The 25,098-nt window shown below is 46.9% G+C and carries 24 protein-coding genes and 4 tRNA genes; 14 read left to right on the forward strand and 14 right to left on the reverse strand.

The genetic code is table 11. The features are described from left to right. Window positions 1-38: 38 nt before the first annotated feature. Entirely contained in the window at window positions 39-1,175 is a 1,137-nt protein-coding gene (locus ASUC_RS00395; RefSeq protein ID WP_011978729.1) for an alpha/beta hydrolase, read from the reverse strand. A 255-nt stretch (window positions 1,176-1,430) separates the two neighbouring features. Between ASUC_RS00395 and ASUC_RS00400 the strand changes: the two genes are divergently transcribed. Further along, window positions 1,431-2,750: a replication-associated recombination protein A gene (locus tag ASUC_RS00400; protein ID WP_011978730.1), complete on the forward strand. Its 1,320-nt coding sequence runs from the start codon at window positions 1,431-1,433 to the stop codon at window positions 2,748-2,750. Between the two features lie 149 nt (window positions 2,751-2,899). Then, window positions 2,900-3,844, forward strand: a complete 945-nt coding sequence (gene tehA / locus ASUC_RS00405) for a dicarboxylate transporter/tellurite-resistance protein TehA (protein WP_011978731.1) — start codon at window positions 2,900-2,902, stop codon at window positions 3,842-3,844. 34 nt (window positions 3,845-3,878) lie between these two features. Here tehA and ASUC_RS00410 read toward each other — a convergent pair whose 3' ends face one another. Beyond that, window positions 3,879-4,385, reverse strand: coding sequence for a TetR/AcrR family transcriptional regulator (locus ASUC_RS00410; protein ID WP_011978732.1), 507 nt, complete (start codon window positions 4,383-4,385; stop codon window positions 3,879-3,881). A 132-nt stretch (window positions 4,386-4,517) separates the two neighbouring features. Here ASUC_RS00410 and ASUC_RS00415 point away from each other — a divergent pair, with 132 nt between their 5' ends. The 3 genes from ASUC_RS00415 (at window position 4,518) to ASUC_RS00425 (ending at window position 6,363) form a co-directional block, all read left to right on the forward strand. Continuing rightward, window positions 4,518-4,721, forward strand: a complete 204-nt coding sequence (locus ASUC_RS00415) for a glycine zipper 2TM domain-containing protein (protein ID WP_011978733.1) — start codon at window positions 4,518-4,520, stop codon at window positions 4,719-4,721. Between the two features lie 224 nt (window positions 4,722-4,945). Continuing rightward, entirely contained in the window at window positions 4,946-5,272 is a 327-nt protein-coding gene (locus tag ASUC_RS00420; RefSeq protein ID WP_011978734.1) for a glycine zipper 2TM domain-containing protein, read from the forward strand. 185 nt (window positions 5,273-5,457) lie between these two features. After that, entirely contained in the window at window positions 5,458-6,363 is a 906-nt protein-coding gene (locus ASUC_RS00425; RefSeq protein WP_011978735.1) for a LysR family transcriptional regulator, read from the forward strand. 24 nt (window positions 6,364-6,387) lie between these two features. Here ASUC_RS00425 and ASUC_RS00430 read toward each other — a convergent pair whose 3' ends face one another. Next, window positions 6,388-7,554, reverse strand: a complete 1,167-nt coding sequence (locus tag ASUC_RS00430) for a multidrug effflux MFS transporter (RefSeq protein ID WP_011978736.1) — start codon at window positions 7,552-7,554, stop codon at window positions 6,388-6,390. Window positions 7,555-7,923: 369 nt separating this feature from the next. Here ASUC_RS00430 and ASUC_RS00435 point away from each other — a divergent pair, with 369 nt between their 5' ends. After that, window positions 7,924-8,814: a LysR family transcriptional regulator gene (locus ASUC_RS00435; protein WP_011978737.1), complete on the forward strand. Its 891-nt coding sequence runs from the start codon at window positions 7,924-7,926 to the stop codon at window positions 8,812-8,814. A gap of 82 nt (window positions 8,815-8,896) precedes the next feature. On the opposite strand, the gene ASUC_RS00440 is transcribed toward ASUC_RS00435, so the two are convergent. After that, a complete protein-coding gene (locus ASUC_RS00440) occupies window positions 8,897-9,838 on the reverse strand; it encodes a sugar ABC transporter substrate-binding protein (RefSeq protein WP_011978738.1) in 942 nt (313 codons plus the stop codon). Window positions 9,839-9,997: 159 nt separating this feature from the next. Here ASUC_RS00440 and ASUC_RS00445 point away from each other — a divergent pair, with 159 nt between their 5' ends. The 3 genes from ASUC_RS00445 to ASUC_RS00455 are packed head-to-tail and all read left to right on the forward strand — an operon-like array spanning window position 9,998 to window position 13,988. After that, entirely contained in the window at window positions 9,998-11,485 is a 1,488-nt protein-coding gene (locus ASUC_RS00445; protein ID WP_011978739.1) for a sugar ABC transporter ATP-binding protein, read from the forward strand. 16 nt (window positions 11,486-11,501) lie between these two features. Beyond that, entirely contained in the window at window positions 11,502-12,530 is a 1,029-nt protein-coding gene (locus ASUC_RS00450; protein ID WP_011978740.1) for an ABC transporter permease, read from the forward strand. Between the two features lie 3 nt (window positions 12,531-12,533). After that, entirely contained in the window at window positions 12,534-13,988 is a 1,455-nt protein-coding gene (locus ASUC_RS00455) for an FGGY-family carbohydrate kinase (protein WP_011978741.1), read from the forward strand. 153 nt (window positions 13,989-14,141) lie between these two features. Here ASUC_RS00455 and ASUC_RS00460 read toward each other — a convergent pair whose 3' ends face one another. From ASUC_RS00460 to ASUC_RS00475, 4 genes are all read right to left on the reverse strand, one after another. Then, window positions 14,142-15,818, reverse strand: a complete 1,677-nt coding sequence (locus ASUC_RS00460) for a fructose-specific PTS transporter subunit EIIC (RefSeq protein ID WP_011978742.1) — start codon at window positions 15,816-15,818, stop codon at window positions 14,142-14,144. A 4-nt stretch (window positions 15,819-15,822) separates the two neighbouring features. Further along, window positions 15,823-16,764: a 1-phosphofructokinase gene (gene fruK / locus ASUC_RS00465; RefSeq protein WP_011978743.1), complete on the reverse strand. Its 942-nt coding sequence runs from the start codon at window positions 16,762-16,764 to the stop codon at window positions 15,823-15,825. A gap of 2 nt (window positions 16,765-16,766) precedes the next feature. Further along, entirely contained in the window at window positions 16,767-18,269 is a 1,503-nt protein-coding gene (gene fruB, locus ASUC_RS00470) for a fused PTS fructose transporter subunit IIA/HPr protein (RefSeq protein WP_011978744.1), read from the reverse strand. A gap of 76 nt (window positions 18,270-18,345) precedes the next feature. Beyond that, window positions 18,346-18,858, reverse strand: a complete 513-nt coding sequence (locus ASUC_RS00475; RefSeq protein WP_011978745.1) for a hypothetical protein — start codon at window positions 18,856-18,858, stop codon at window positions 18,346-18,348. Between the two features lie 133 nt (window positions 18,859-18,991). Here ASUC_RS00475 and glpE point away from each other — a divergent pair, with 133 nt between their 5' ends. Beyond that, window positions 18,992-19,327, forward strand: coding sequence for a thiosulfate sulfurtransferase GlpE (gene glpE / locus ASUC_RS00480; protein ID WP_011978746.1), 336 nt, complete (start codon window positions 18,992-18,994; stop codon window positions 19,325-19,327). On the opposite strand, the gene ASUC_RS00485 is transcribed toward glpE, so the two are convergent. Further along, on the reverse strand, window positions 19,306-19,611 hold the full coding sequence (locus ASUC_RS00485; protein WP_041834581.1) for a DUF5389 family protein: 306 nt from the start codon (window positions 19,609-19,611) through the stop codon (window positions 19,306-19,308). The genes glpE and ASUC_RS00485 overlap by 22 nt on opposite strands. 53 nt (window positions 19,612-19,664) lie before the next feature. On the opposite strand from ASUC_RS00485, the gene ASUC_RS00490 reads away from it, so the two are divergent. The 3 genes from ASUC_RS00490 to ASUC_RS10965 all read left to right on the forward strand — a co-directional run bounded on the left by ASUC_RS00490 (window position 19,665) and on the right by ASUC_RS10965 (window position 21,849). Next, the gene (locus ASUC_RS00490; RefSeq protein WP_011978748.1) at window positions 19,665-20,540 is read left to right on the forward strand and encodes a rhomboid family intramembrane serine protease; all 876 of its coding nucleotides are present in this window, start codon (window positions 19,665-19,667) and stop codon (window positions 20,538-20,540) included. 30 nt (window positions 20,541-20,570) lie between these two features. After that, entirely contained in the window at window positions 20,571-21,329 is a 759-nt protein-coding gene (locus ASUC_RS00495) for a DeoR/GlpR family transcriptional regulator (RefSeq protein WP_011978749.1), read from the forward strand. A gap of 121 nt (window positions 21,330-21,450) precedes the next feature. Next, window positions 21,451-21,849 (forward strand): PIN domain-containing protein, encoded by a 399-nt coding sequence (locus tag ASUC_RS10965; RefSeq protein ID WP_049752176.1) that lies wholly within the window; start codon window positions 21,451-21,453, stop codon window positions 21,847-21,849. Between the two features lie 296 nt (window positions 21,850-22,145). On the opposite strand, the gene tuf is transcribed toward ASUC_RS10965, so the two are convergent. The 5 genes from tuf to ASUC_RS00525 form a co-directional block, all read right to left on the reverse strand. Continuing rightward, a complete protein-coding gene (tuf, locus tag ASUC_RS00505) occupies window positions 22,146-23,330 on the reverse strand; it encodes an elongation factor Tu (protein WP_011978750.1) in 1,185 nt (394 codons plus the stop codon). 104 nt (window positions 23,331-23,434) lie between these two features. After that, window positions 23,435-23,510, reverse strand: a tRNA-Thr gene (locus tag ASUC_RS00510). Between the two features lie 4 nt (window positions 23,511-23,514). After that, a tRNA-Gly gene (locus ASUC_RS00515) sits at window positions 23,515-23,589 on the reverse strand. Between the two features lie 36 nt (window positions 23,590-23,625). Next, window positions 23,626-23,710: transfer RNA gene (locus ASUC_RS00520), tRNA-Tyr, on the reverse strand. Between the two features lie 27 nt (window positions 23,711-23,737). Continuing rightward, window positions 23,738-23,813, reverse strand: a tRNA-Thr gene (locus ASUC_RS00525). Between the two features lie 200 nt (window positions 23,814-24,013). On the opposite strand from ASUC_RS00525, the gene coaA reads away from it, so the two are divergent. After that, entirely contained in the window at window positions 24,014-24,967 is a 954-nt protein-coding gene (coaA, locus tag ASUC_RS00530; protein ID WP_011978751.1) for a type I pantothenate kinase, read from the forward strand. Window positions 24,968-25,098 lie beyond the last annotated feature (131 nt).

A 25,098-nucleotide genomic window follows, 5' to 3' on the forward strand; every position in this document is an offset into this window, starting at 1 on the left:
TTGCAAATTTTTTGCAAAATCCGACCGCTTGTATCGCCTTATTTCAACTTTGCTTTAAAAAACGCTTCAAATTTGTCGTAAGGAATTTTGCCTGCCACGTCATCGTACAAATCGGTATGCGACGCATTCGGCACAATTACCAGCTCTTTGTCTTTACTGCCCAAGGCTTTGAAGGTATCTTCGCCAAAGTAGCGTGAGTGCGCTTTTTCACCGTGTACCACCAACACCGGCGCCTTCAATTCCGCCGCATATTGCAGAATAGGCATATTGACGAAAGGCAAAAACGCGGTAGTTGTCCACGAATGTTCAGGGTTTGAGTTTACCGAACGAGGGTGGAAGCCACGCTCTGTGCGGTAAAAATTCGCATATTCCGCCACGAATTTCGGCGTTTCTGCCGTAATGTCTTTTTTCGGATCGAGATTGTTCGCCGGTAATAAGGCGGCGTAGCCGTCTTTCATCGCTTCCCAGCGGGCATTGTTAAGCCCTTCTTTCATTTTGTAACGCGCTTCTGCCGTTTGCGCAGGCACTCGGTCATACTGTCCTTTCGGATCTAATTTGATTTCATAACCATTGGCGTTCACACGGGTCATATCGTACATGGTGCTGACCGCAACGGCTTTCACACGAGTGTCTGAAATCGCCGCATTTAGCGCAAAACCGCCCCAGCCGCAGATGCCTAAAATACCGATTTTTTCACGATCTACATTATCCAGCGAACCTAAAAAATCCACTGCCGCAGAGAAGTCTTCGGTGTTGATTTCAGGCGAAGGCACATTACGCGGCATGCCTGAACTTTCGCCCGTGTACGAGCCGTCAAATGCCATGGTGACAAAACCACGTTCCGCCATATGTTGTGCATACAAGCCCGAACTTTGTTCTTTCACCGCGCCAAACGGACCGCTCACCGCAATCGCCGCTAACTTGCCTTGAGCGTTTTTCGGCACATACAAATCGCCCACCAAGATAATGCCGTAGCGATTTTTAAAGGTGACTTTGCGGTGTTCCACTTTATCTGATTTCGGGAAAATTTTGTCCCATTCTTGCGTAAGTTGAATGCTTTGCACAGGCACTTCAACTGCCGCTGCGTTTTGCGGTAATGCTGCCATTGCGGACGCTCCTAATAAGGTTGAACTGAATATCAATGCCGACGTTAAGGTTTTGAGTTTAAATTTCATTGGATTTTCCTTATATCTAAAATTCATTATTTTGTTTCGATGGGGGCATTATAGGTCCTCTATTGCGACAAGAAAATCAACAAAACAAGAATAGACTATTCTCAATATAAGAACAATAAAGCAAAAATAATCCCAAAATTCCCTTGAAAAATCACCGAAGGCTCGTAATATCATTAAAAGTGCGGTCAAAAAACCGACAGTTTTTTAATTTGTTACCGCGCTGCAGGCATTCATCCTTCGTTCATTGGAGCACATATGAGTACGCAACCGTCCCTATTTGAAAATCCGGAAAATCAACCGCTCGCCGCGCGCCTGCGTCCCGAACGGTTGGAGGAATTCGCCGGTCAACCCCATCTATTGGGCGAAGGCAAAGTATTGCGTCGTTTAATCGAAAACGATCAAATTTCCTCCATGATTTTCTGGGGACCGCCCGGCGTGGGGAAAACCACTTTGGCACAAATTATCGCAAACAGTACCCAGGCGGGATTTATCGAATTTTCCGCCGTCACCAGCGGCATTAAAGACATTCGCGCCATTATGCAGCAGGCGGAACAAAACCGTCGGTACGGCGCCAAAACCATCGTGTTTGTGGACGAAATTCACCGTTTCAACAAGGCGCAACAGGATGCTTTTCTGCCTTTCGTGGAAAAAGGCAGCATCGTGCTGATTGGCGCCACCACCGAAAATCCGTCCTTTGAAATTAACGGCGCGTTATTGTCCCGCTGTAAAGTATTTGTGTTGCAACCGCTGGAAACGGCGGATATTGTCAAGCTGTTACAACGTGCGCTGACGGCACCCAAAGGGTTCGGGCATCTGCGGGTTAACATGCAGTCCGATATGTTGGAAGTACTGGCCAATTTTGCCAACGGCGACGCCCGCTCGGCGTTATCCACCTTAGAAATGGTGGTACTGAACGGCGAACATCAGGGTAACGCCGTCACCGTCACGGAAGAAACGCTCAGCCAGTGTTTGTCCCGTAAAACTCTGTTGTACGATAAAAAAGGCGAGGAACATTACAATTTGATTTCCGCCCTGCACAAATCCATGCGCAATTCCGATGCGGATGCGGCGGTGTATTGGCTGGCTCGCATGCTGGAAGCGGGTGAAGATCCCCTTTATGTGGCACGACGCATTACCCGCTTTGCCAGTGAAGACGTGGGACTGGCGGATCCGCGTGCGCTGGAAATCTGTATTGCGGCGTATCAGGCGTGCCATTTCATCGGCATGCCGGAATGCAGCGTGCATTTAACCCAGGCGGTGGTGTATTTGTCGCTGGCGCCGAAATCCAACGCTATCGATATGGCATATCACCAAGCCCGCAAAGACGCGCTAACTCAGCTTGCGGATCCGGTGCCGTTACATATTCGCAATGCACCGACCAAGCTGATGAAAGAACTGGATTACGGCAAAGGCTACGAATTCGCTCATCATTACGAAGACAAACTTACAACAATGCAATGCCTGCCGGATTCACTGCTCGGTAGAGAATATTACCGTCCGACGGAACAGGGGCTGGAAGGTCGGTTTAAAAATCGTTTAGCCGAAATCAAGCAATGGAAGAAAAGCCATGGTTAAGCGGTAAAAAACAAAACGAATTCCGACCGCACTTTATGCCGTTTTAGCTTCCCGGCGAAAGAAATATTTTTTCCTCGTCGAATAATCCCTGCTTCATTTCTACGCTGATTTTAAGCTAAAATAGCATTTTTTTTGACCTGAGAACCCTTATGTTTTTGAAAACGCCTCTTCCCGTTAATTATTTCAGTATTGTATTAGGGCTTGCCGCACTGGGATTGGCATGGCGTTACGGGGCGTCGGTAGCGCTGTTTCCCGCGTGGGTCGGTGAAACCGTTATCGCTGCGGCGGGCTTGATATGGCTGGGATTAATGACAGCGTACGGTTATAAATGGGTGAAATTTCCTGAAACGGCGCAATCGGAACTCACCCATCCGATTACCGGCAGTTTCGTCAGTCTGGTGCCGATTACCACGCTGTTAATTTGTGTCGGAATCCGACCGCACTTTTCCTCTTTGAGCACAGTCTTGCTGGTGTTCGGCATTATCGGACAACTCGGTTTTTCCGCTTATTTCACGGCACGCCTCTGGCAGGGAACTCATCCGGCGGAAGCCACCACACCCGCCTTATATTTGCCTACCGTCGCCACCAATTTTGTCAGTACCATCGCTTTAGGCGACATCGGGCTGAAAGATTTCGGTATGATTTTCCTCGGTGCCGGCATTTTCAGCTGGTTCTTTATCGACGGTGCGATTCAACAACGGTTGCGCAACCTGACGGCGATACCGAACGCAGTACGTCCCGCCCTCGGCATTCAATTTGCGCCGGCAATTGTGGGCTGTGCCGCTTATTTGTCGGTAAACGGCGGTGAAATTGACACCTTCGCCAAATTGCTGATTGGCTACAGTCTGTTGCAATTTTTATTTTTAGCCCGTTTATTTCCATGGATAGCGCAACACGGCGTCAGCTTGTCTTACTGGGCGTTTTCATTCGGATTGGCGTCCATGGCAGGCGTCGGTTTGCGGATTTATCACGGCGTTGAAAACCAGCCTTTCGGTTGGCTGGGATACGTCATGTTTGTAGTTGGCACCACATTTATCGCATTATTAACGGCCGGCACGCTTTGGTTAATGGTGAAAAAAATACGCCGAACCTAACTGAAGCGGATTGAAATAAACGAATATATTTATGCTACTCATCCAGACAACGGCGGATGGTGTTTAGCAAAATATCCACCATAACCTCCGGACTTTCTTGGCGTCCGCGTTTTATCCATTCGTCCAGCGAACCGAAACAAATTCCCATCATGATAGCGCTTTGGAATGCCTGTTCGTTGGATTGTTCGGGCTTTGCACCGATAACGAAAGCAAAATAACGCAAAAACAGATGGGAAAGCCCCTGCGAATACAATAAATCCAACACATCGCCCAATTCGTCCGTCACGGAAAACAAACCGAGCAGGCGTTCCCGCACGGTATCCGCATGCAGAGCCGTAAAAGATGTCATTGCGCGCTCGTACAAATGTTTTATTAATACATCTTCCTTCGATTCGAAGTTGCGATAAAAGGAAATCCGGCTGACGCCTGCCAGCGCGGTAATCTCGGTAATACTGATATTATCGAAGCTTTTCTTCTTCATCAGGCGGATAAGCGCCTCGGTGATACTCTCTTTCACCACAAAGTTCACGGTTTTTTTCATACTGTTACAAATTCCTGATTCTGTTTCAGTTAGAGAAAGATGTATTGACTAAGTTCCCACAATATCTAAAATATTATCCGTCAAATGTTACATTTGTAACAGATTTTATATGTATAACTCGGAGAGTAAATAATGAAAAAAACATGGTTGAAAGGATTAATGATTGTTGCCGTCGCAACATCCGTTTCCGCTTGCGGATTACACGGTCAACAGCGCGATACGGCGACCGGTGCGTTAATCGGCGGGGTAGCGGGCAATTTAATCGGCGGTAACACCGTATCCACCGTTGCCGGCGCGGCGTTAGGCGGCGTAGTCGGCAGCCAGTGGAACCGTTAATGACTAAAATAAAAAAGGAGCGATAATAAACAGAAAGGGAGCTTATCAACCGATCAGGCTAAAAGTTCAAAAATTTTTTCATTCTGTTACAAAACCTATCTATTTGTTTCAGTACGGTTTTTCCGGCTTGACGAATTTTCTTTAAATGCGCAGAATGAGCTCGTCAAAGTCGGTAGCCAAAATGGCATAACCGAAAATAACAATAATATTTTAAGGGGTTTATTATGAAATCAATCATCGCAAAAGGCTTGTTCGTCGCATTATTATCGACGTCGGTTTCGGCGCATGCCTTAAGCCGTTCGCAACACGATACCGCCGTAGGTGCCGTATTAGGCGGCGTAGCAGGTGCCGTCATAGGAAATGATATTACGTCAACCGTTGCCGGTGCGGCGTTAGGCGGCGTAGTGGGAAGTCAGTGGAATGCTAAGGATCGTCACCGTCATCGTCATTACGACCGCGACCGTCGTCACTATCGTTCCGATCGTCATAAAGTCCGTCATCATGATCGGCGACCGTCCCGTCATTATCGACACCACCGCCGTCACGATTAATCGCCCAAAATCCCCGTTCAGAATTTAACGGGGATTTTTGGTTTTCTCGCCGCTGAAAAAACAAGATAAAATCCGACCGCACTTTTCACCTTATTTATTCGTCTGCCTCAGATATTCCGTTAAACTGGATCTCTCGGTCGATAATTCATAAAATAGTCATCATCTATTCTTAAAATCAGAACAATATGAGCAACAAACTCGATTCGTTAAAATACTTTTGTCTGGCGGCGGAAACCCTGAATTTCCGTGAAGCGGCGAGCCGATTGGCGATTTCGCCTTCCGTTATCACCCGCGTTATCAATGAATTGGAAAACGAATTGGGCGAACAGCTGTTCAAACGAAATACCCGGAATATACGGCTGACCAGCTTCGGCGAACAATTTCTGCCCAAAGCCCAACAACTGTTGACGGACAGCGAAAATCTGTTCCGCATGGGGAAAACCCCGAATGACGATTTGGCGGGCATCGTACGTATCACAGTGCCGGCATGGCGTGAAAACGACTTAATAATTCGCGAATTACTGAACGCACTTGATGATCATCCCGAAATCGTGCTGGATTGGCGGGAGGATATGGGTAAACTGGACATGATTGAAGACCGAATCGACATCGGCTTACGTATCGGTGCGGAACCGGATCAAGATTTTGTCGTGCGGAAAATTGCGGATGTGGGCGATATTCTGGTGACTTCGCCGAAATTATTGGAGACTGTCGGTACGCCGCGGAATTTTGAAGATTTCCAGCGCCGCTTTCCTTTCGCGCAACCGATTAATCCGAATACCGGACGCGCCTGGAATCTGCCGTTAAATGAAAACGTGGCTCTGATCCCGCGCAATATCGCTTTTCACTCCGTAGATAATTACAGCGCCCTGCAAGCCATTTTAATCGGGAAATGCGCCGGTTTAGTCAGTGACTTTATGGCGAAACCGTTGCTTGCCGACGGACAACTGGTTCGACTTTTCCCTGAAATAGAGATCGATAAATGGCAGTTGTTTCTTTACCGTCCTTATCAAGCCATTACGCCGGCACGGGTGTTAAAAGTATTTGATTTAATGACCGCTATTCTGCGCAATATTTTCAATCCCGAATAAGCAAAAGTGCGGTCGAAAAAACATTTATTTTTCGACCGCACTTTTCACGGAAAAATAAATGGCGACGGCGAGTAATCCGCATAATGCGACCACAACGGCGGTAGCATAGAAAATATTACCGATCCCCACCAACGGCGAAACGACCCCGCCCAGCAAGAACGGCATACATCCAAGCAACGCCGACGCGGAACCGGCATATTGGCGTTCGCTCTCCATCGCTAAGGCGGAAATAGCCGGAAGCGGCCCCCCTGTCATCAACAACATCACAAAAAAGCCCGCTTCCACCCAAAACCAGTGCGGTTGTACCAGCAGTACGGCAATCGTGTAAATCGTGGCGAACCAAAATCCTATTACCCCCGATTTCAATGCTGCTTTATTAGATAAACGGCTGCCTAAATTCGATCCCAACACCAATGCGAAACCGTTCGCACCGAAACACAAACTAAAAACAAACGCCGATAAGCCGTAAAAAGACTGTAAAATAAACGGGGAAGCGGCGATATAAGCGAACATCGCACCAAACAGAAAACTTTCAATGCCGACGTAACTCATAAATCGACGGTTTCGGGCAATTACGGAGAAAGTCTTGAAAGTCGATAACACCGAACCTGTCAAGCGCGCCTCCGGCCGCAGACTTTCTTTCAGATTGAAGCAAAAAAGTGTGACCGCCACCCCGATTAAGGTTAAAAATACAAAAATTCCTTTCCAACTGATATATTCGAGCAATAAACTGCCCAGAATCGGCGAAATAATCGGAGCCATACCGTTAATGGTCATCAACAGACCGAAAAAACGCGTCATTTCTCGTCCGCGATACAAATCCGTCGCCACCGCACGGGAAATCACCACGCTGCCGGCGGAAGACAAGCCCTGAATAACGCGCAGAACAATCATTGTTTCGATATCCGGCGAAAACACGATTGCCAGGGTACTGGCGATATACACCAGTAAGGAAAGAATCAGCGGTTTTTTACGTCCGAATTTATCGCTGACAGGTCCGATTAATAATTGTCCGCCCGCCAGACCGATCATCGCTGTGGTCAGCGTTAACTGTGTCATAGGAGGCGTAGTCGCAAAAAATGCGGTCAGTTGCGGTAAAGATGGCAGATACAGATCCACTACGAACGGGCCGAACGCGGACAGTACGCCCAGCAACAATACTAAGAAAAATTTGGAATTGGATTTTGTCATTGTCGTAAGTTAAGTAAAGCTGAAAATTGATAATTATAAGACAAAACAGCTGCAAAATATCGGTATTTTCCGACCGTCTAATATAAACGATTTGTCCCTTCCTTCCTGCACTTTACGCCGGTTAAAACCAATTCGTAAAACGCCAAGACATTGGTTTTGTTCTGTTCCGGCGTAGTCCGGGCGGAAACGGACGAAAGCAAAAGTGCGGTCGTTAAAATCAATTTTTTTCACATTATTTCTTTATTGTAAATAAGAATGTCGGTGAATGTCCGCCTTTATAGGCGATATATTATAAGGGAATAAAAAACTGGAAAAAGCCTGCCTTATGAATATAATTATTTCAAAATAAGAAACAAAAGAGAGTGAAAAATGGACAGAATTACCGCTATTCAAGTTTTCCTGGCGGTTACCGAAACGGGCAGTTTTACTCAGGCTGCCGCGCGTTTGGATATTTCCAAACCGATGATCAGCCGTTACGTGAATTTAATGGAAGACTGGCTCAACGCAAGACTGTTGCAACGCACCACGCGCAAAGTATCGCTCACCGAAGCCGGCGAACAAGCCGTTGTTTTTTGTCGGCAAATAATCAACCTGCAACAGGAAATGGAACAGGAACTGGCTGCGCAAAGCGGCGAACTGCGCGGCGGTTTGCGTTTGACCGCCAGTAACGCCTTCGGCAGCGCCCATTTGGTTCAGGCAATAAACGCTTTTATGATGTGCCATCCTAAACTCAATATTCAATTATTGCTAAGCGACACGCCTATTAATTTAGTAGAAGAACGTATTGATTTGGCCGTTCGCATCACCAACTCGCCCGATCCGAACCTTGTGGCGCGCAAGCTCGCGGCTTGCCATTCCGTATTGGCGGCTACGCCCGCCTATCTGGCGCAGGCGGGCGAACCGGCAACGCCGGACCAATTGGCGAACCACCGGTATTTAGCCCACGCCAATATCAACCGTAAAAGCTGGAAATTCAAGCAAAACGGACGGGAAATACAAATCGAACTGACCAGCCGGTTCGCCACTAACGACACGCTCGCGCTGCTGCACGCGGTGCAGGGTCACGGCGGCATTGCCATGCTGCCCCGCTATCTGATAAGCGAACAACTGAAAAACGGTACGTTAAAACCGGTTCTTACCGACTGGCAACTGCCCGAATTCGATATTTACGCGCTTTATCCGAGCCGTCATAAATTGCCCCTCGCAGTACGCAGTTTGATTGATTTTTTAGCGCAATGGTTTGCCGTAAAAGATTGGTAACAACAAAAAAGTGCGGTCTTTTTTCACACGTTTTTTAAAAACGATGGAAATTTCGACCGCACTTTCCTCAGAACGGAATTCATTAATAATTTTTAGACTGTTCTTTATCCACTACGACAGGATCCACATAATAAACCGACGGAATTTCCTGTTTGTTGATTTGTTTCAAGGCATGCTCGATAGCGATTGCCACCTGTTTCTTCGGCAATTGGTCGATAGTGTTTTGCATTTTGCCCTGTTTGACGTATTCGATCGCCAGCGGAATACCGTCGTAACCGCTCACTAACACTTTACCCGCCAGACCCGCATTTTCTACCGCTGTCACCGCACCGATCGCCATATTGTCGTTAGCGGCGAAAATCCCGTTGATATTCGGATTGGCGGTTAGAATGTTGGTGGTCACATTCAGTGCCTGTTCGGTTTCCCAGTTGGCGGACTGAGAGGCGACGATTTTGATGTCCGGATATTCCGCGAACGCTTTTAATGCGCCGCCTTTGCGTTGTTCGCCGTTGTCTACGCCGGGAATCCCTTCCAGAATCGCAACGTTACCTTTTTTACCGATGGCTTCCGCCAGGTTTTTGGCTTCCAAATAACCGCCGTTGAAATTATCCACACCTACGTAATTGAATTTCAACCCGGCCGCTTCGGCGGCTTTGGCATCAAGCCGGACGTCTAAATCAATAATCGGAATACCGGCTTTCTCGGCTTTTTGGAAAGCGGGGATAAAAGCGATGGAATCATTCGGGGTGACGATAATGGCATCCACTTTTTTCGCTATCATATTTTCTACCAGCCCGACCAATTGTTCGGTGGAATCTTCTTTTTCCGCTACCTGTACGATTAAATCGATATCTTTCTGTTTCGCCGTTTCTTCCGCGCCCTGACGCATGGAAATAAAATATTCGTTACTTAATGTTTTCATTAACAGTGCAATTTGCGGTTTATCCGCGGCAAACGCCAAAGTCGGAAGCGCACCGAGCAATGCACTGAATTTAAAAATATTTTTTAGTAATTTAGATGCCATAGAAGACTCTCCTTGATTTGCCGTAAAAGAATTCGTTTCCGCTGAAACAGGCTCTAGTGTACCCAGATTTAATTTCCAAAACTGTGAGCTTTATCCCATTTTTAACAGAAAAAATAATTTATTCTATATGCCGAATTTGACCGTAAACAAGGAGGGTAAATGAATGATCACAGCATTCTGACGCTGAAAAATATTTCGAAAAGTTTTTTCGGCGTCACCGTTTTAGAAGACATCGATTTGGATATCCGATGCGGCGAAGTGCTTTGTCTGATCGGAGAAAACGGTGCGGGCAAATCCACGCTGTGTAAGATTATCGCAGGCATTTACCGTAGCGATAACGGTGAAATGCTTTATCAAGGCGAACCTTATTCGCCGACCACGGTAAAAGAAGCGCAGGAAGCGGGTATCGGTTTTATTCATCAGGAATTAATGCTGGTACCGAAACTTAGCGTGATGGAAAATATTTTTCTCGGAACGGAAAAATCTTCCCGCTTCGGACGTATGAACTGGACGGAAATGCGCACTGAAACACAGCATATCATCGACGAACTGGAACTGGACATTAAACCTGACGATTTAATCGCCGATCTTTCCATAGCCCAACAACAAATGGTGGAAATCGCCAAAGCTGTTTTCAGCGAATATAAAATCATTATTTTCGACGAACCGACGTCTTCCATTTCCCGTAAAAATACAGAAGTATTGTTCAGAATCATTCATCAATTGAAAACCAAAGGCGTGGCGATGATTTACATTTCTCACCGTCTGGAAGAATTCAAATATATCGCCGATCGCGTCACCGTACTGCGGGACGGTCGTATAACCGGTAATCTGCGTTACGAAGAGACCTCGCCGGAAGAGATCGTACGTTTAATGGTCGGGCGTAAGGTGGATTTCAGCCGTTACCGACGCAATACGGTTTTCACCCAAGAAAAACTGCGGGTGGAAAACATCCGAAGCAAGCATATCAGCCCGATTTCGTTTCAGGTAAACAAAGGAGAAATCCTCGGATTTGCCGGTTTGGTGGGAGCTGGACGAACGGAAGTTTTACGGGCGATTTACGGTGCGGACGAGTCCTCCGGTAAAATTTATATCGATCAGCGGGAAATCGTTATCCATTCGCCGGAAGATGCGGTGAAAAATAAAATCGGCTTTATTACCGAAGACCGTAAATCGCAAGGATTGGTACTTGGCATGAGCATTCGTGAAAATATCACCCTGCCTATTTTAAGACGCTTCTGGAACGGCTGGCGGTTAGATAAAAACCAAGAACGCGAAGTCGTGGAAGCCAATCGCCGTAAACTGCATATCGTATCGAAAGATCAGGAACAACAGACCAAAACGCTGTCGGGCGGTAATCAACAAAAAGTCATTCTCGCCCGTTGGCTGGAAAGCGGCGTAGATATTCTGTTTTTCGACGAACCCACGCGCGGCATCGACATCGGGGCAAAATCGGAAATCTATGACTTAATGCGTCAATTTACCGAAAACGGCGGCACTATCGTTATGGTATCGTCGGATTTACCCGAACTGATCACTATTTCCGATCGCGTCATTGTCATGCGTAACGGCGAAAAAGTGAAAGAAATCACCAATCGCGACGAAATTACGGAAGAAAACTTAATGCATGCCATGATCGGCATTTGAAAATAAGGATAATTTTATGTTTTCATTAAAAAAAGTTATATCCAAGCTAGGAATCGGACTCGTCTTATTATTCATGATTATCGGCATGTCTTTCACTTCGGAGGCATTTTTATCCACCAATAACATTTTTAATATTTTATTGCAGGTTTCCGTCATTTGCGTGATCTCCGTCGGAATGACATACGTTATTCTCACCGGCGGTATCGATTTATCCGTAGGTTCCATAGTGGCGCTCAGTGCAGTCTGCTTAGGGTTGTTTACCCATTGGGGCGTGGCATGGCTGGGTGAGAATCCGTCGCAGGGAGCATTATGGGGCGTGATGGTGCTTTCTATCGCCGGTGCCGTTTTAGTCGGCGCGTTATGCGGTTATGTGAACGGCGCGATCATTGTATACGGTAAAGTTACGTCCTTTATCACTACCCTGGGCATGATGGGCATCGCCCGCGGTCTGGCGTTAACCTTATCCAACGGTAAAACCATTTATAATTTTCCCGAACAGTTGCGTTTTTTCGGTAACGGACGCCTTGCGGTGACGGAAAGTTTCAGCATTCCGATTCCGGTGATTATCGCGTTAATCGTAGTATTGATCAGTTTTTACGTGTTAACCCAAACCGTTTTCGGCCGGCAGATTTACGCGCTCGGCGGTAATCGCGAAGCGGTGCGGTTATCCGGCATTAACGTAAATAAACTGGAAATCAGAACCTACGTAATTAACGGCGCCTTGGCGGCAGTAGGTGCGGTAATTCTGGTAGGACGCTTAAACGCAGCCCAGCCGATTGCGGGAACGGGCTATGAACTGGATGCTATCGCCGCCACGGTTATCGGCGGTACCAGCCTGATGGGCGGGGTCGGTTCCGTGGTCAGTACCTCTATCGGTGCGCTGATTATGGGGGTGCTGCAAAACGGCTTAACCTTATTGAACGTTACTTCTTACCTGCAACGTTTGATTATCGGTATGGTGATTATTCTGGCGGTATTCCTCGATCAATTACGCCGCGGTGAAGTTTCCGCCGGTCGGTTAAGACGCATTTTTTTCAGGGAATAAAATATGAATTATTATTTAGGCATCGACTGCGGCGGCACTTTTATCAAAGCCGCCCTGTTCGACGAAAACGGCAATATTCAGGCTTGCGAGCGTGAAAACGTCACCGTCGTCAGCAAGCAATCCGGCTACGCCGAACGGGATATGGACGAGCTATGGCAAATGTGTACGAAGGTGATTCGGCGCACCCTAAAATCAAGCAAAATCCGACCGCACTTGATCAAAAGCGTCGGCATTTCGGCACAAGGCAAAGGCGCATTCTTACTGGATAAACACAACCGCCCGTTAGGACGGGCGATTTTGTCTTCCGATCAGCGTGCGCAGGCTATCGTCAAACGCTGGCAGGCGGAAGGGTTGGAAGAGAAAGTCTATCCGCTGTCCCGCCAAGGATTGTGGACGGGTCATCCCGTTGCCATTTTACGCTGGTTGAAAGAAAACGAACCGGCACGTTACCGCCATATCGGCAATTTGCTGATGTCCCACGATTATCTGCGTTTTTGTCTGACCGGTAACCTGTATTGCGAAGAGAGCAATATATCCGAAAGCAATTTATATAATATGATTACGGGGAAATACGACCCTCGACTGGCACAATTGCTCGGTATTGAAGAAATCACGGAGAAACTGCCGCCCGTCATTAAAGCGAATCAAATCGCCGGTTATGTTACGGAACAAGCGGCGCAAGCCTGCGGGCTGGCTGTGGGTACGCCGGTGGTCGGCGGTGTATTCGACGTTACGGCGATGACATTATGCCTTACGGATAATCAACCCGGCAAACTGAATGTAGTGCTGGGAACTTGGTCTATCGTAACCGGTATTTCCGATTCCCTTGACGACAGACTGGATTCGCGTTTTGCCCACGGGCGTTATGTAGAAGCGGGCAAATTCCTGATTCAGGAGGCCAGTCCGACTTCCGCCGGCAATCTGGAATGGTTCGTGAAACAGTGGAATCTGGATTATCAGCAAATCAATCAAATGATTGCTCCGCTTCCGCCGGCGCAAAGTACGGTCGTTTTTCTGCCGTTTTTATACGGTACCAATGCCAAACTGGGTATGACCGCCGGTTTCTACGGTATGCAGGCGCACCATACGCAGGCGCATTTGTTACAAGCGGTCTACGAGGGCGTGCTGTTCAGTCTGATGACACATCTAGAGCGTATGTATCGACGCTTTCCGCAAATACAGACATTACGCGTGACCGGCGGACCGGCGAAATCCGCCGTCTGGTTGCAAATGCTGGCGGATCTGACGGGTAAAATACTGGAAGTACCGGAAGTGGAGGAAATCGGTTGTCTGGGCGCCGCATTAATGGCGGCGGAAGGCGTCGGCGCTAACGGCAGCGCATTAAAACGACATCAGGCGATACGTGTTATTCGGCCGAATCCTGCCAATTTCGACGCTTACCGAAACAAATACCGGCAATATCAAAAACTGGTGGAGTTATTAGCGCAGATGACGTAACCGTCTGTGAAAGTGCGGTCGTTTTTTATGCCGTTTTTTGTAAAACCTGCCAATTTTTGACCGCACTTTCAGCTGCCGGAACTCCGGATTGCCATATAACAAAATGCCGCGCAGTGATAAAACTACGCGGCATTTTGCCGAATAAAAGTGCGGTTATTCCTGCGTTTGTTTTGGCCGGATAACGGCGTAGATCACACCGGTCACCAATGCGCCGGCGGCAATCGCGCCAAGATACATTAACGGTTGCGACACTAACGGAACCACAAACAACCCGCCGTGCGGCGCCGGTAATTCGATGGCGAAGCTTAGAGAAATCGCCCCTGCTAACGCACCGCCGATTACACTGGAAACAATCACGCGAATCGGATCCGCCGCCACAAACGGTAACGCGCCTTCGGAAATAAAACATAAGCCTAACACGAACGCCGCGTTGCCTGCGTTGCGTTGTCCCGCATTGAATTTATTACGCGCAATCCAAGTGGCAATCGCCATGCCTAACGGCGGCACCATACCGCCCGCCATAATTGCCGCCATCGGCGTATTCACTTGAGAAGCCAGTAAGCCGGTGCCGAATACGTACGCCGCTTTATTTACCGGACCACCCATATCGATGCACATCATACCGCCCAGAATCGCTCCGAATAATAAGCCGTTAGTAGAACCCAAGCCGTTTAACCAATCGGTTAAGGACGCCATCACTGCCGCTACAGGCGGATTCAGGAAGTAAACCATGGCCAGCCCCACAATAGCGGAGCCTAACAGCGGTAAAATCAAAATCGGCTTCAACGATGTCATACTGGCGGGCAATTTAATGATGTCGTTCAGAAATTTAACGGTATAACCGGCAAGAAAACCTGCTAAAATCCCGCCCAAAATCCCGGCATTGGCATTGGTGGCAAGCATCCCGCCGATCAATCCCACAGCCAGCCCAGGACGGTCGGCAATGGAATAAGCCACATAACCGGCGAATACGGCGATCATCAATTTAAATGCGGCTCCGCCGCCGATTTCCATTAACGCCGTCGGCAAACCGCCCGCAATACTCGGATCTTTAAAGGCATTCGGTCCGAACATAAACGAAATGGCAATCAACAAACCGCCTGCTACCACCATCGGCAACATATGGGAAACGCCGGTCATCAAATGTTGATAAACGCCTTTTTTCTCTCCCTGAGCCGAATTATCAGCGGCTGTTTTCGTTTCGCCCCCTTCGTAAATCTTAGCGTCAGCAAAGGCTTTGGTAAATTCCTGTTCGGTTTTCTTCAACGCCAAACCGGTCGATGTGCGATACATCGGTTTGCCTTTGAACTTGCTTAAATCCACATCGATATCCGCGGCTACGAATACCAAATCTGCCGCCGCCGCTTCTTCCGGAGTAATCGGATTACCGACGCCTACTTGCCCGCGGGTTTCGACCCGAACGTTCCAGCCCATTTTTTTACCGTAAGCCTCAATGGCTTCGGCGGACAGAAAGGTGTGTGCCACGCCGGTCGGACAGGCGGTAATCGCCACAATATTTTTGCTTCCGCCCGCTGCGACGGCTGAAACGCCGGATTGCTGCGGCGCGACATAATCCGTCGCTTCCGTTAAAGCCCGTTGTACGGTTTGTTCCGGTGCGGTTAACGCTTGTTCCGGCTCCGCCAAATAGACTTTTTTACCTTGAAGTGCGGTCAAATTCGGCAATGTTTTACCGAAAATAATAGCCAAATCCGCTTGTTCGGCATTATCCGTAATCTGGTGATTTTGGGCTTGTGCCGCCGCCGTAATCACTTGCTTTAACAAAAAAGCTTTGGCGTTGCCGAGTTGAGATTGAGTCAGAAAAATATTCATTGCGTTATCCTTCAATCGTTGTAATTTTAACGTTGGCGAGAATCGGTTCGAGTAACGCCCGATCACTGACTCCCACATTGCTTTGCGATACGGCAAAGGCTGAAACCGCACTGGCAAACGCCAAGGTATCCTGTTGGGACAATCCGTTTACTACACCGTAAATCAACCCTGCCACCATGGAATCGCCTGCACCGACGGTACTTACCACATTTTCACATTTCGGCGGTTGCGCCCGTACTACGCCCTGTTCGCTCAACCACAGCGAACCCTCGGCTCCCATGGAAATAATTACGTTGGCAATGCCTTGCGTCTGCAATTTTTTTGCAGCCTGAACAATTTCTTCCAAACTGTTCAAGCTGTGTCCAATCCAAGCTTCTAATTCGCGATGATTCGGTTTCACTAACCAAGGATGTGCGGTTAACCCCGCGGTTAAGGCAGCGTTGGAACTGTCCAGTACGACTTTTACGCCGGCTTGATGTAACTGACGTAACCAATCGGCGAATAATTCCGGCGTAACACCGCGCGGAAGGCTGCCGCAAACCGCCACGATGTCGAAGGCTTGGCAATAAGCTAACGAATCCGCTACAAATTTCTGCCAATCCGCTGCCGAAATGTGATAGCCCAAGAAGTTTAAATCCGTCACATCCGCTTCCGTTTCGGTAATTTTTACATTAATACGGGTTTTACCGGCTACCCGCTGAAATTTATCCTCCAAACCGACGGAAGCAAACAAGCGCTCGAAATCACCGACGTTGTCTTTACCCAGAAAACCGCCGACGGCAACGCTGACACCGAGATCATTCAGCACTTTCGCCACATTAATGCCTTTACCGGCAGGGAATAAACCCAGCGTTTCCACCGTGTTAACTTCGCCTAATTCGATACGTTTCAAACGACCGACTAAATCATAAGCGGCATTTAAGGTAATAGTTGCTACTTTCGCCATAATTATTCTCCTAACCCCGCCGCAATGATCGCACCGATACCGTCGATTGCCTGTTGCGCTTCTTCACCGGTTGCCACAAAACGCAAGCGATGACCTTTGGTTGCGCCTAACGCCACAATTTTCATCAGGCTTTTTGCACTGACTAATTGGGTATTACGATCAAGATTCTGTACCGCCACGGAAGCATTATATTTTTTCACTTCATTGACCAACACCGCGCTCGGACGGGCGTGTAAACCGTGCTCGTTATTGAGTACAAAAATGCCTTCGGCGCCGTCGGCGGATTTTGCCTCGTTTTTTTCCGGCACATTGGCTGTCGAATCCGCAGACACCACTTCAATGGTGTCCGGTTCTGCCGGCGGCACGGCGGACACGCCTTCACCCAGACCTTCGGAAAAGGCTTTTGCCAACGCTTCCATAGCCTGTTCTGCGTCATCGCCTTGTGCCACAAAACGCAAACGATGATTTTTAGTTGCGCCGATACCCACTAACTTCATTGCGCTTTTCGCATTCACCGCCAAACCGCCGCGAGTAAGATTTTCCACTGTAATTTTCGCGCCGAAGGCTTTTAAGGTATTCACTAAAACCGTGCTGGGACGAGCATGCAAACCGTGTTCATTACGTAACGTGAAGGTTCCGATTACAGTCCCGCCGGCTTGTGCCGGCACAGTATTCACTACCAATTCCGTACCGTTTAATGCCGCAACAATTTGTTCCCGCGAACCGGTTAACAGCTGCTCCTGCACATTCGTATCCAATAACCGTGCCAGCGTTTCGTTTACCGCATCGTCTTTGGACGAGACCGTTAATACCGCCCGCACGGTTTTGCCGTTATATTCGAACGCTTTGCGCGCCCGACTGAATGCCAAACCGTTTTTGACATTGCCCGCAACGCTATCCGTCAGCCATAATCCTTTTCCTAACGGCAACGCCGGTGAGCTAATAACCTCAGAAACAAAGGCATTTTCCACCACACTCTGTTCCTGTAATTTACCCGCATTGATCGCGGTTAAAGTCAGCAAACTGGTGGTATCTACGTCTAAGCTGATCGTTTCAGCTTTCACGACAAAGTCTTCCGCTTCGCCCATGAGAATTGCGCGGAATTTCTTCACATCATCTAATGTGGCCAATTTTGCCGCCGTGTCCTCATCGCCCAAAACATGCGTCAGTTGGCGCAGTAACGACAAATGTTCATCCGAACGGGCGGCGATTCCTATTACCACATAAGCTTTATTGCCCTCTCCCCATTCGATACCTTGCGGAAACTGGAACACGGCCACACCGGTATTTTTAACTAACCCGCGGGTTTCCAAGGTACCGTGGGGAATGGCAATGCCGTTACCCAAAAAGGTGGAAGTCTGCTGTTCACGCCCCAGCATGCCTTGTAAATAACCGCTTTCTACATACCCCCCCTGCTCTAACGCGGCAGCCGCCATTTCGATGGCCTGTTGTTTATCCGTAGCTTGAGCGGCAAGATGAATGTTATTTTCAGGTAAATTGAACATTCTGCTGTCCTTTTGTTGAATAAAAAATGAAAAGGCTAAAACAACAAAAGTGCGGTCGTTTTAGCCTGAATTTTTGTTACTTACACACACCCAGTAACTGTTCCGAGCCCTTGCTGATGTATTCGTCGTTCTCACTGCGGGATTTCCCTTTTTTCAAATCAAGCATGGCATCGTAAATCCCCTGCGTCATACTCGGGCGATCGATTTTCGACCAGCAGTCTTTACTCAAACGGCTGAAATTATTCTGTAAATCCGAAGCGAACACCACGCCGCTGTAATAGGCGTGCACATTACTGTCAATGCCCGCCGAAAGCTTGGCCCGCACTTGTTCAACCGGTACCAGAATACGGTTACGGTTCCAGTCATTCACTCCGCTGGCAAAATTGTTTACATCATAGCTGTCGTTGATCTGCCCTTTATACGTTTGTACCGTAGAGGCATAAGCGACGGCATAAGATTTTTGATCAATCTGATCCTGCTCCAAATTAATCACGGGCTTGCTGTTTCCCATAAACGGTACATAATCCGAAATAGAAGAACAGGCGGCGGTCATGGCGATTAACGCGGCTAATGAAAATTGCTTAAACATAAATACCCTTCATAGCAAGTGAAAAAAAGTATAGCTAAGCCATTATACTGAATTCTGCATAAGAACAAAAAACGTTTTTTCCGGAAAATACTTCTGTTACAATTAATCCATATCAATTGACTCAGGAATTAATATGGCATTTACAGAAATTACACCGGAACGCGCATGGGACATGATACAAACCGAAAACGCCGTTTTGCTTGATGTACGCGATGCCGAGCGTTTTAGTTACAGCCGCGCACAAGGCGCATTCCATTTAACCAACCAAAGCTACGGGGAATTTCAGGACACCTATGATTTTGATCATCCCGTCATAGTCAGTTGTTATCACGGTATAAGCAGCCGCTCGATAGCGGCATTTCTGGCTGAACAGGGCTATGATAACGTGTACAGCGTTATCGGTGGTTTTGAGGGCTGGCAACGTGCGGGACTGCCGATGGAAACCGCTTATGGCGTTAAGCCGATATAACCGATTGCCAATAAAACACCCCAAAAAACGACCGCACTTATCAACAATGCAGGTTTGGCTTTTGCCGGATTTCGCCGATTCATTTTAAATAGAACACGAGCCGTCAACACAAATACAACGGGATAAAACCAGAATACCGACGCCATAGCGACCGGATGGGATAACGCCGGATTCTCCAAAATCGCCGGCGACAATAGCAATGCCAGCGGCCATAATAAAACCGGCGAACAAAATCCCGCCAACGCCCAGATAAAAAGGCTAAATCCCGAATTTTCCTTTTCCATCGTATTTTGCTTCTTTATAATGGTTAAAAACACATTAACAAGGACTATAGCAAATGCAGCGTTTATTTGGAACCGAAATTCATAGTTTAGCGTGGGGATTCCGTGATTACGTACGCGCCCGGTATCGGGTCGAATTGATTTTACGTGCGGAAGCGGATAGCTACGGTGTGAAAATTCTGAATGTCTACCTGCCGGATAATTCTCCCCATATCCACCTTATTCAACAAGAAGCCGAACGGTATTTGGCCAATCCTTTCGCCGCCGAATATCATCAGGCGAGCTGGACCGACGGCGATATTCAAACAGTTGAAACAATCGCACCTGCGTTTTCTTGGTTGCGGACGCTTATACGCTGGCGGCAAATAAAATTCACCGTTTTTTTGACCGCACTTTGTATTGCAATTTATCTGTTTGAAATCGTGGGTTATGACCAATCCATTATGCTATTCGCGCACTATCCTGCGGAATTCGGCGAAGAACGGCAATTCTGGCGCTATTTCAGTCATACTTTAGTCCATTTATCTCCATTACATATTCTATTTAACCTATGCTGGTGGTGGATTTTTGCCGGCGCCATCGAACGGCATTTAGGGACATTCACACTCATTACCCTTTATTGTTTATCCGGTATAATCAGCGGTGTGGCGCAAAACTACGCCAGCGGACCGGCATTCTTCGGCTTATCCGGCGTGGTTTATGCGGTAATGGGGTTTGTCTTCTCAGCCGATAAATTCGGCAAAACACAGGGAACTCTGTTGCCACAAGGTTTTTTTAGTATGTTGGTGGTCGGGATTCTATTCGGTTTCGTCAGCCCATTAATCGGTGTTCAAATGGGTAATGCCGCCCATATATCCGGTCTAATCACCGGATTAATTTGTGGTTTTCTCTACACAAAGACTAGGCAAAGCCATGAAATTCCACTAAAGTAAAGAAAACTCGGTATCAGTTTGAGGAATGTTATGAAACAGTCTATTCGTCATAATAAAATTGTTGAGTTCGTCATGCAAAAAGGCTATGTCAGCACGGAAGAACTTGTCACCCTGCTAGATGTCAGTCCGCAAACTATCCGACGGGATCTTAACGAATTGGCTGAAAATAATAGAATTCGTCGCCATCATGGCGGTGCAGCCTCCCCGTCCAGTTCAGAAAACAGTGATTATTTAGATCGTAAACAATTTTTCTCACAAGAGAAAAACCGTATCGCCGCCGAAGTGGCAAAAATCATTCCGAACGGCGCATCACTTTTCATCGACATAGGTACCACACCGGAAGCTGTCGCCAATGCGCTGCTTAACCACAAAAATCTGCGCGTTGTTACCAACAATCTCAATGCCGCCCATATTCTTATGCAAAACGAAACTTTCAATATCACCATTGCAGGCGGTTCGTTACGCCAAGACGGCGGTATTATCGGCTCCGCCACTATCAGCTTTATTTCCCAGTTTCGGTTAGATTTCGGCATAATCGGTATCAGCAGCATCGATCAGGACGGCTCCTTGCTTGATTACGATTTCCATGAAGTTCAGGTAAAACGGACAATGATCGAAAGTTCCCGCATTGCGTTGTTAGTCGCCGACCATTCTAAATTCAGCCGTACTGCGATGGTACGTTTGGGAGAAATCAACGAGATCGATTACTTCTTTACCGATACGCTGTTGCCGGTTTCAGTACAAGAAAAACTAGACCCGGCCAAAGTCAATGTCAAAATTTGTCGTTAAATCGCTTTAAAATCAAATAATTTGGAATCCGCTTCACAAATCCGAAATATTCTTCGTTATTTCGTTGCTTTTTCACTGCGCTAGATGCAAAACTAAACCTAAAACGTAAGAGAAAATCAGCATGAAATACGCTTTTATTGATTATGAAAACCTTAACAGTCTGAACGGAGTCAAATTAGAGCAATATGAAAAAATATTTATTTTTATTGGCGCGGCACCTAATCAGGCAGAGATTCGTATATCTGAAAAATTTACCGATAAAATCAATATTTCATTGATTACAGTGAAACAGATTGCCCAAAATAATGTAGATTTCCATTTAAGCTATTATTTAGGAAAGCTCGACCAAACAGCACCTAAATCCGTCGAATTTCATGTATTGTCAAAAGATCTCGGCTATCAGGGAATATGCAATTTCATCCGACAACAAAAAACACCACGGCATTGTTTACTCGTTCAGCCTGAAAGTGCGGTCAAAATTACAAAAGATTTTTTCGACACCACACAACAACAAAATTAGCGATTAATCAATGAAAGTTTTTCGGTTTATAAAACCTTGTTAATGAAAATTTCACCGCGTCATTTACCCGGTAAACGAGAAAAATTAGAAAACCATATCCGTAGTCAAACGCCATTGAAAACTTTAAAAACAGACTGCAGTACAGCTCTTCAAGCGATTATTATGCGCTTAGTTAATGAAAAAATATTATTCATACAGGGGAATAAAGTCATTTATTCACAGGAATAAAGCAGAGATAAACAAAATAAAAAGGGCACCCTAAGGTACCCTTTTTGAATGTCTCAATGACAAACCTATTATTTGATTACGCTCGCTACCACGCCGGCGCCTACCGTACGGCCGCCTTCGCGGATTGCGAAACGTAAACCCTGGTCCATCGCAATCGGATGGATTAAGCTTACCGTCATTTTTACGTTATCGCCAGGCATAACCATTTCTACGCCTTCCGGTAATTCGATTGTACCCGTTACGTCAGTCGTACGGAAATAGAACTGCGGACGGTAACCTTTGAAGAACGGAGTATGACGACCGCCTTCTTCTTTTGACAATACGTACACTTCCGATACGAAGTCTGTGTGCGGTGTGATTGAACCCGGTTTCGCCAATACTTGACCGCGTTCGATTTCTTCACGTTTGGTACCGCGTAATAACGCACCGATGTTTTCACCCGCACGACCTTCGTCCAGTAATTTACGGAACATTTCAACTCCGGTTACGGTAGTTTTCGTCGTATCTTTGATACCGACGATTTCTACTTCGTCACCGGTACGGATGATGCCGCGTTCTACACGACCGGTGACTACCGTACCACGGCCTGAGATTGAGAATACGTCTTCAATCGGTAATAAGAACGGTTGGTCAATCGCACGTTCAGGTTCCGGAATATAGCTATCCAGAGCGTTCGCCAATTCAAGAATTTTTTCTTCCCATTCCGCTTCGCCTTCCAACGCTTTTAATGCGGAACCACGAATGATTGGCGTGTCATCGCCCGGGAAATCATATTGGGTCAGAAGTTCGCGAACTTCCATTTCAACTAATTCCAATAATTCTTCGTCATCCACCATGTCGCATTTGTTTAAGAATACGATGATGTACGGTACGCCTACCTGGCGACCTAATAAGATGTGCTCACGGGTTTGCGGCATAGGACCGTCTGTTGCCGCTACCACTAAGATTGCGCCGTCCATTTGTGCCGCACCGGTGATCATGTTTTTCACATAGTCCGCGTGTCCCGGGCAGTCAACGTGAGCATAGTGACGGGTCGGCGTATCGTATTCAACGTGTGATGTGTTGATGGTGATACCACGCGCTTTTTCTTCCGGCGCGTTATCGATTTGGTCGAATGCGCGAGCCGCACCGCCGTAGTGTTTGGATAATACTGTGGTGATTGCTGCTGTTAAAGTTGTTTTACCGTGGTCAACGTGGCCGATTGTACCCACGTTTACGTGCGGTTTTGTACGTTCAAATTTTTCTTTAGACATTGAAAGTCCCTCTAAAAAACACGGTTACGATGGTACAATAACACCAAGTTAACCTAATGTAATTAATCAACGGTTTCTGTTAAACGGATAGGTGAAAATAGGCGTGGTGCTGATAGGCGGATTTGAACCGCCGACCTCACCCTTACCAAGGGTGCGCTCTACCAACTGAGCTATATCAGCGTACTGGAGCGGGCAGCGGGAATCGAACCCGCATCATTAGCTTGGAAGGCTAAGGTAATAGCCATTATACGATGCCCGCAGTCCTAAATTCATCTGTCCCATCAAATCTTGTGAGTGGTGGAGGGAGAAGGATTCGAACCTTCGAAGGCTGAGCCAACAGATTTACAGTCTGCCCCCTTTGGCCGCTCGGGAACCCCTCCACACTAGATTGATCTTGTTTATGAAAATGGTGCCGACTATCGGAATCGAACTGATGACCTACTGATTACAAGTCAGTTGCTCTACCTACTGAGCTAAGTCGGCGTCATAAGCAAGTGACGCGTATTATATGGAAAAATTTACCTCTGACAAGTGTTTTTTTGTAAAAAATCAATATTTTTTAATTATTCGCTTAAATTCCACACAAAAATGCAAAAAATTGTTATTTTTTGACCGCACTTTATAAAATTCACTGTGCACGGACGCTTTATAAAGGTATATTCTTAACAAAATTTTCTTATTACATGAATGCAAAAATCGTGAATACTTTAAATCAGCCACCAATTGCCGGTCCGTTTCTTGTCTTTAACCGTTTGCAATGGGCGGAATTGCGCAAATCGGTTCCGTTAACCTTAACCGAACAGGACCTGAAACCGCTGCTTGGTATTAATGAAGAATTATCGCTGGATGAAGTCAGCACCATTTATTTACCGCTTGTCCGTCTGATTAATTATTATATTGAAGAAAATCTGCGCCGCCAAACCGTGCTCAACCGGTTTCTGGGCGGACAACATCCCAAAGTACCTTACATTATCAGTATTGCCGGCAGCGTAGCGGTAGGAAAAAGTACATCAGCACGTATTTTACAGTCTTTGCTGGCAAATTGGCCGCAGGCTCGCAAAGTAGATTTAATTACAACTGACGGTTTCCTTTACCCTCTTGCCGATTTGCAGGAGAAAAATCTGTTGCAGAAAAAAGGCTTTCCGGTTTCTTACGATACGCCTAAGCTGATTCAGTTTTTAGCCGATATCAAATCCGGTAAACCTCATGTGAAAGCACCGATTTATTCTCATTTAACTTACGACATTATTCCGAATCGGTTTAATCTGGTAAATCAGCCAGATATCCTTATTCTGGAAGGATTGAATGTTTTGCAAACCGGTAATAAAGCGAAAACTTTCGTTTCGGATTTCGTGGATTTTTCCGTTTATGTGGATGCCGACGAAGCACTGTTGCGGGAATGGTATATTCGCCGTTTTTTGAAGTTCCGGCAAAGCGCATTTAACAATCCTCATTCCTACTTTAAACATTACGCCTCTTTATCCGAACAAGACGCCATTAATACCGCAACCAATATTTGGGATACTATCAACGGATTGAATTTGAAACAGAATATTTTACCGACCCGAGAACGGGCGAATCTGATTCTGCACAAAGGCGCCGACCATGCGGTACAGGAAGTGAAACTGCGTAAATAATAAATAAAAAAACAGACGAAAAAACGACCGCACTTCGCTCATTTCGTCCAAGTGCGATCCGATCCGTCGTCGTTTTTTATTTTACCGAATATCGTTCGTTGCCCCATAAAAATGCCGTTTGCAGCAATTCA

This window comes from Actinobacillus succinogenes 130Z, assembly GCF_000017245.1.
In the GTDB taxonomy this organism is placed as follows: domain Bacteria; phylum Pseudomonadota; class Gammaproteobacteria; order Enterobacterales; family Pasteurellaceae; genus Exercitatus; species Exercitatus succinogenes.

Coding starts and splice junctions, on each gene's coding strand:
- ASUC_RS00395 (WP_011978729.1), bottom strand. CDS start 1,175: ATGAAATTTAAACTCAAAACCTTAACGTCGGCATTGATATTCAGTTCA.
- tehA (WP_011978731.1), top strand. CDS start 2,900: ATGTTTTTGAAAACGCCTCTTCCCGTTAATTATTTCAGTATTGTATTA.
- ASUC_RS00475 (WP_011978745.1), bottom strand. CDS start 18,858: ATGTTTAAGCAATTTTCATTAGCCGCGTTAATCGCCATGACCGCCGCC.
- ASUC_RS00410 (WP_011978732.1), bottom strand. CDS start 4,385: ATGAAAAAAACCGTGAACTTTGTGGTGAAAGAGAGTATCACCGAGGCG.
- ASUC_RS00430 (WP_011978736.1), bottom strand. CDS start 7,554: ATGACAAAATCCAATTCCAAATTTTTCTTAGTATTGTTGCTGGGCGTA.
- ASUC_RS00495 (WP_011978749.1), top strand. CDS start 20,571: ATGAAACAGTCTATTCGTCATAATAAAATTGTTGAGTTCGTCATGCAA.
- glpE (WP_011978746.1), top strand. CDS start 18,992: ATGGCATTTACAGAAATTACACCGGAACGCGCATGGGACATGATACAA.
- ASUC_RS00485 (WP_041834581.1), bottom strand. CDS start 19,611: ATGGAAAAGGAAAATTCGGGATTTAGCCTTTTTATCTGGGCGTTGGCG.
- fruB (WP_011978744.1), bottom strand. CDS start 18,269: ATGTTCAATTTACCTGAAAATAACATTCATCTTGCCGCTCAAGCTACG.
- ASUC_RS00450 (WP_011978740.1), top strand. CDS start 11,502: ATGTTTTCATTAAAAAAAGTTATATCCAAGCTAGGAATCGGACTCGTC.
- ASUC_RS00490 (WP_011978748.1), top strand. CDS start 19,665: ATGCAGCGTTTATTTGGAACCGAAATTCATAGTTTAGCGTGGGGATTC.
- ASUC_RS00440 (WP_011978738.1), bottom strand. CDS start 9,838: ATGGCATCTAAATTACTAAAAAATATTTTTAAATTCAGTGCATTGCTC.
- ASUC_RS00420 (WP_011978734.1), top strand. CDS start 4,946: ATGAAATCAATCATCGCAAAAGGCTTGTTCGTCGCATTATTATCGACG.
- ASUC_RS10965 (WP_049752176.1), top strand. CDS start 21,451: ATGAAATACGCTTTTATTGATTATGAAAACCTTAACAGTCTGAACGGA.
- fruK (WP_011978743.1), bottom strand. CDS start 16,764: ATGGCGAAAGTAGCAACTATTACCTTAAATGCCGCTTATGATTTAGTC.
- ASUC_RS00435 (WP_011978737.1), top strand. CDS start 7,924: ATGGACAGAATTACCGCTATTCAAGTTTTCCTGGCGGTTACCGAAACG.
- ASUC_RS00415 (WP_011978733.1), top strand. CDS start 4,518: ATGAAAAAAACATGGTTGAAAGGATTAATGATTGTTGCCGTCGCAACA.
- tuf (WP_011978750.1), bottom strand. CDS start 23,330: ATGTCTAAAGAAAAATTTGAACGTACAAAACCGCACGTAAACGTGGGT.
- ASUC_RS00400 (WP_011978730.1), top strand. CDS start 1,431: ATGAGTACGCAACCGTCCCTATTTGAAAATCCGGAAAATCAACCGCTC.
- ASUC_RS00460 (WP_011978742.1), bottom strand. CDS start 15,818: ATGAATATTTTTCTGACTCAATCTCAACTCGGCAACGCCAAAGCTTTT.
- ASUC_RS00455 (WP_011978741.1), top strand. CDS start 12,534: ATGAATTATTATTTAGGCATCGACTGCGGCGGCACTTTTATCAAAGCC.
- ASUC_RS00425 (WP_011978735.1), top strand. CDS start 5,458: ATGAGCAACAAACTCGATTCGTTAAAATACTTTTGTCTGGCGGCGGAA.
- coaA (WP_011978751.1), top strand. CDS start 24,014: ATGAATGCAAAAATCGTGAATACTTTAAATCAGCCACCAATTGCCGGT.
- ASUC_RS00445 (WP_011978739.1), top strand. CDS start 9,998: ATGAATGATCACAGCATTCTGACGCTGAAAAATATTTCGAAAAGTTTT.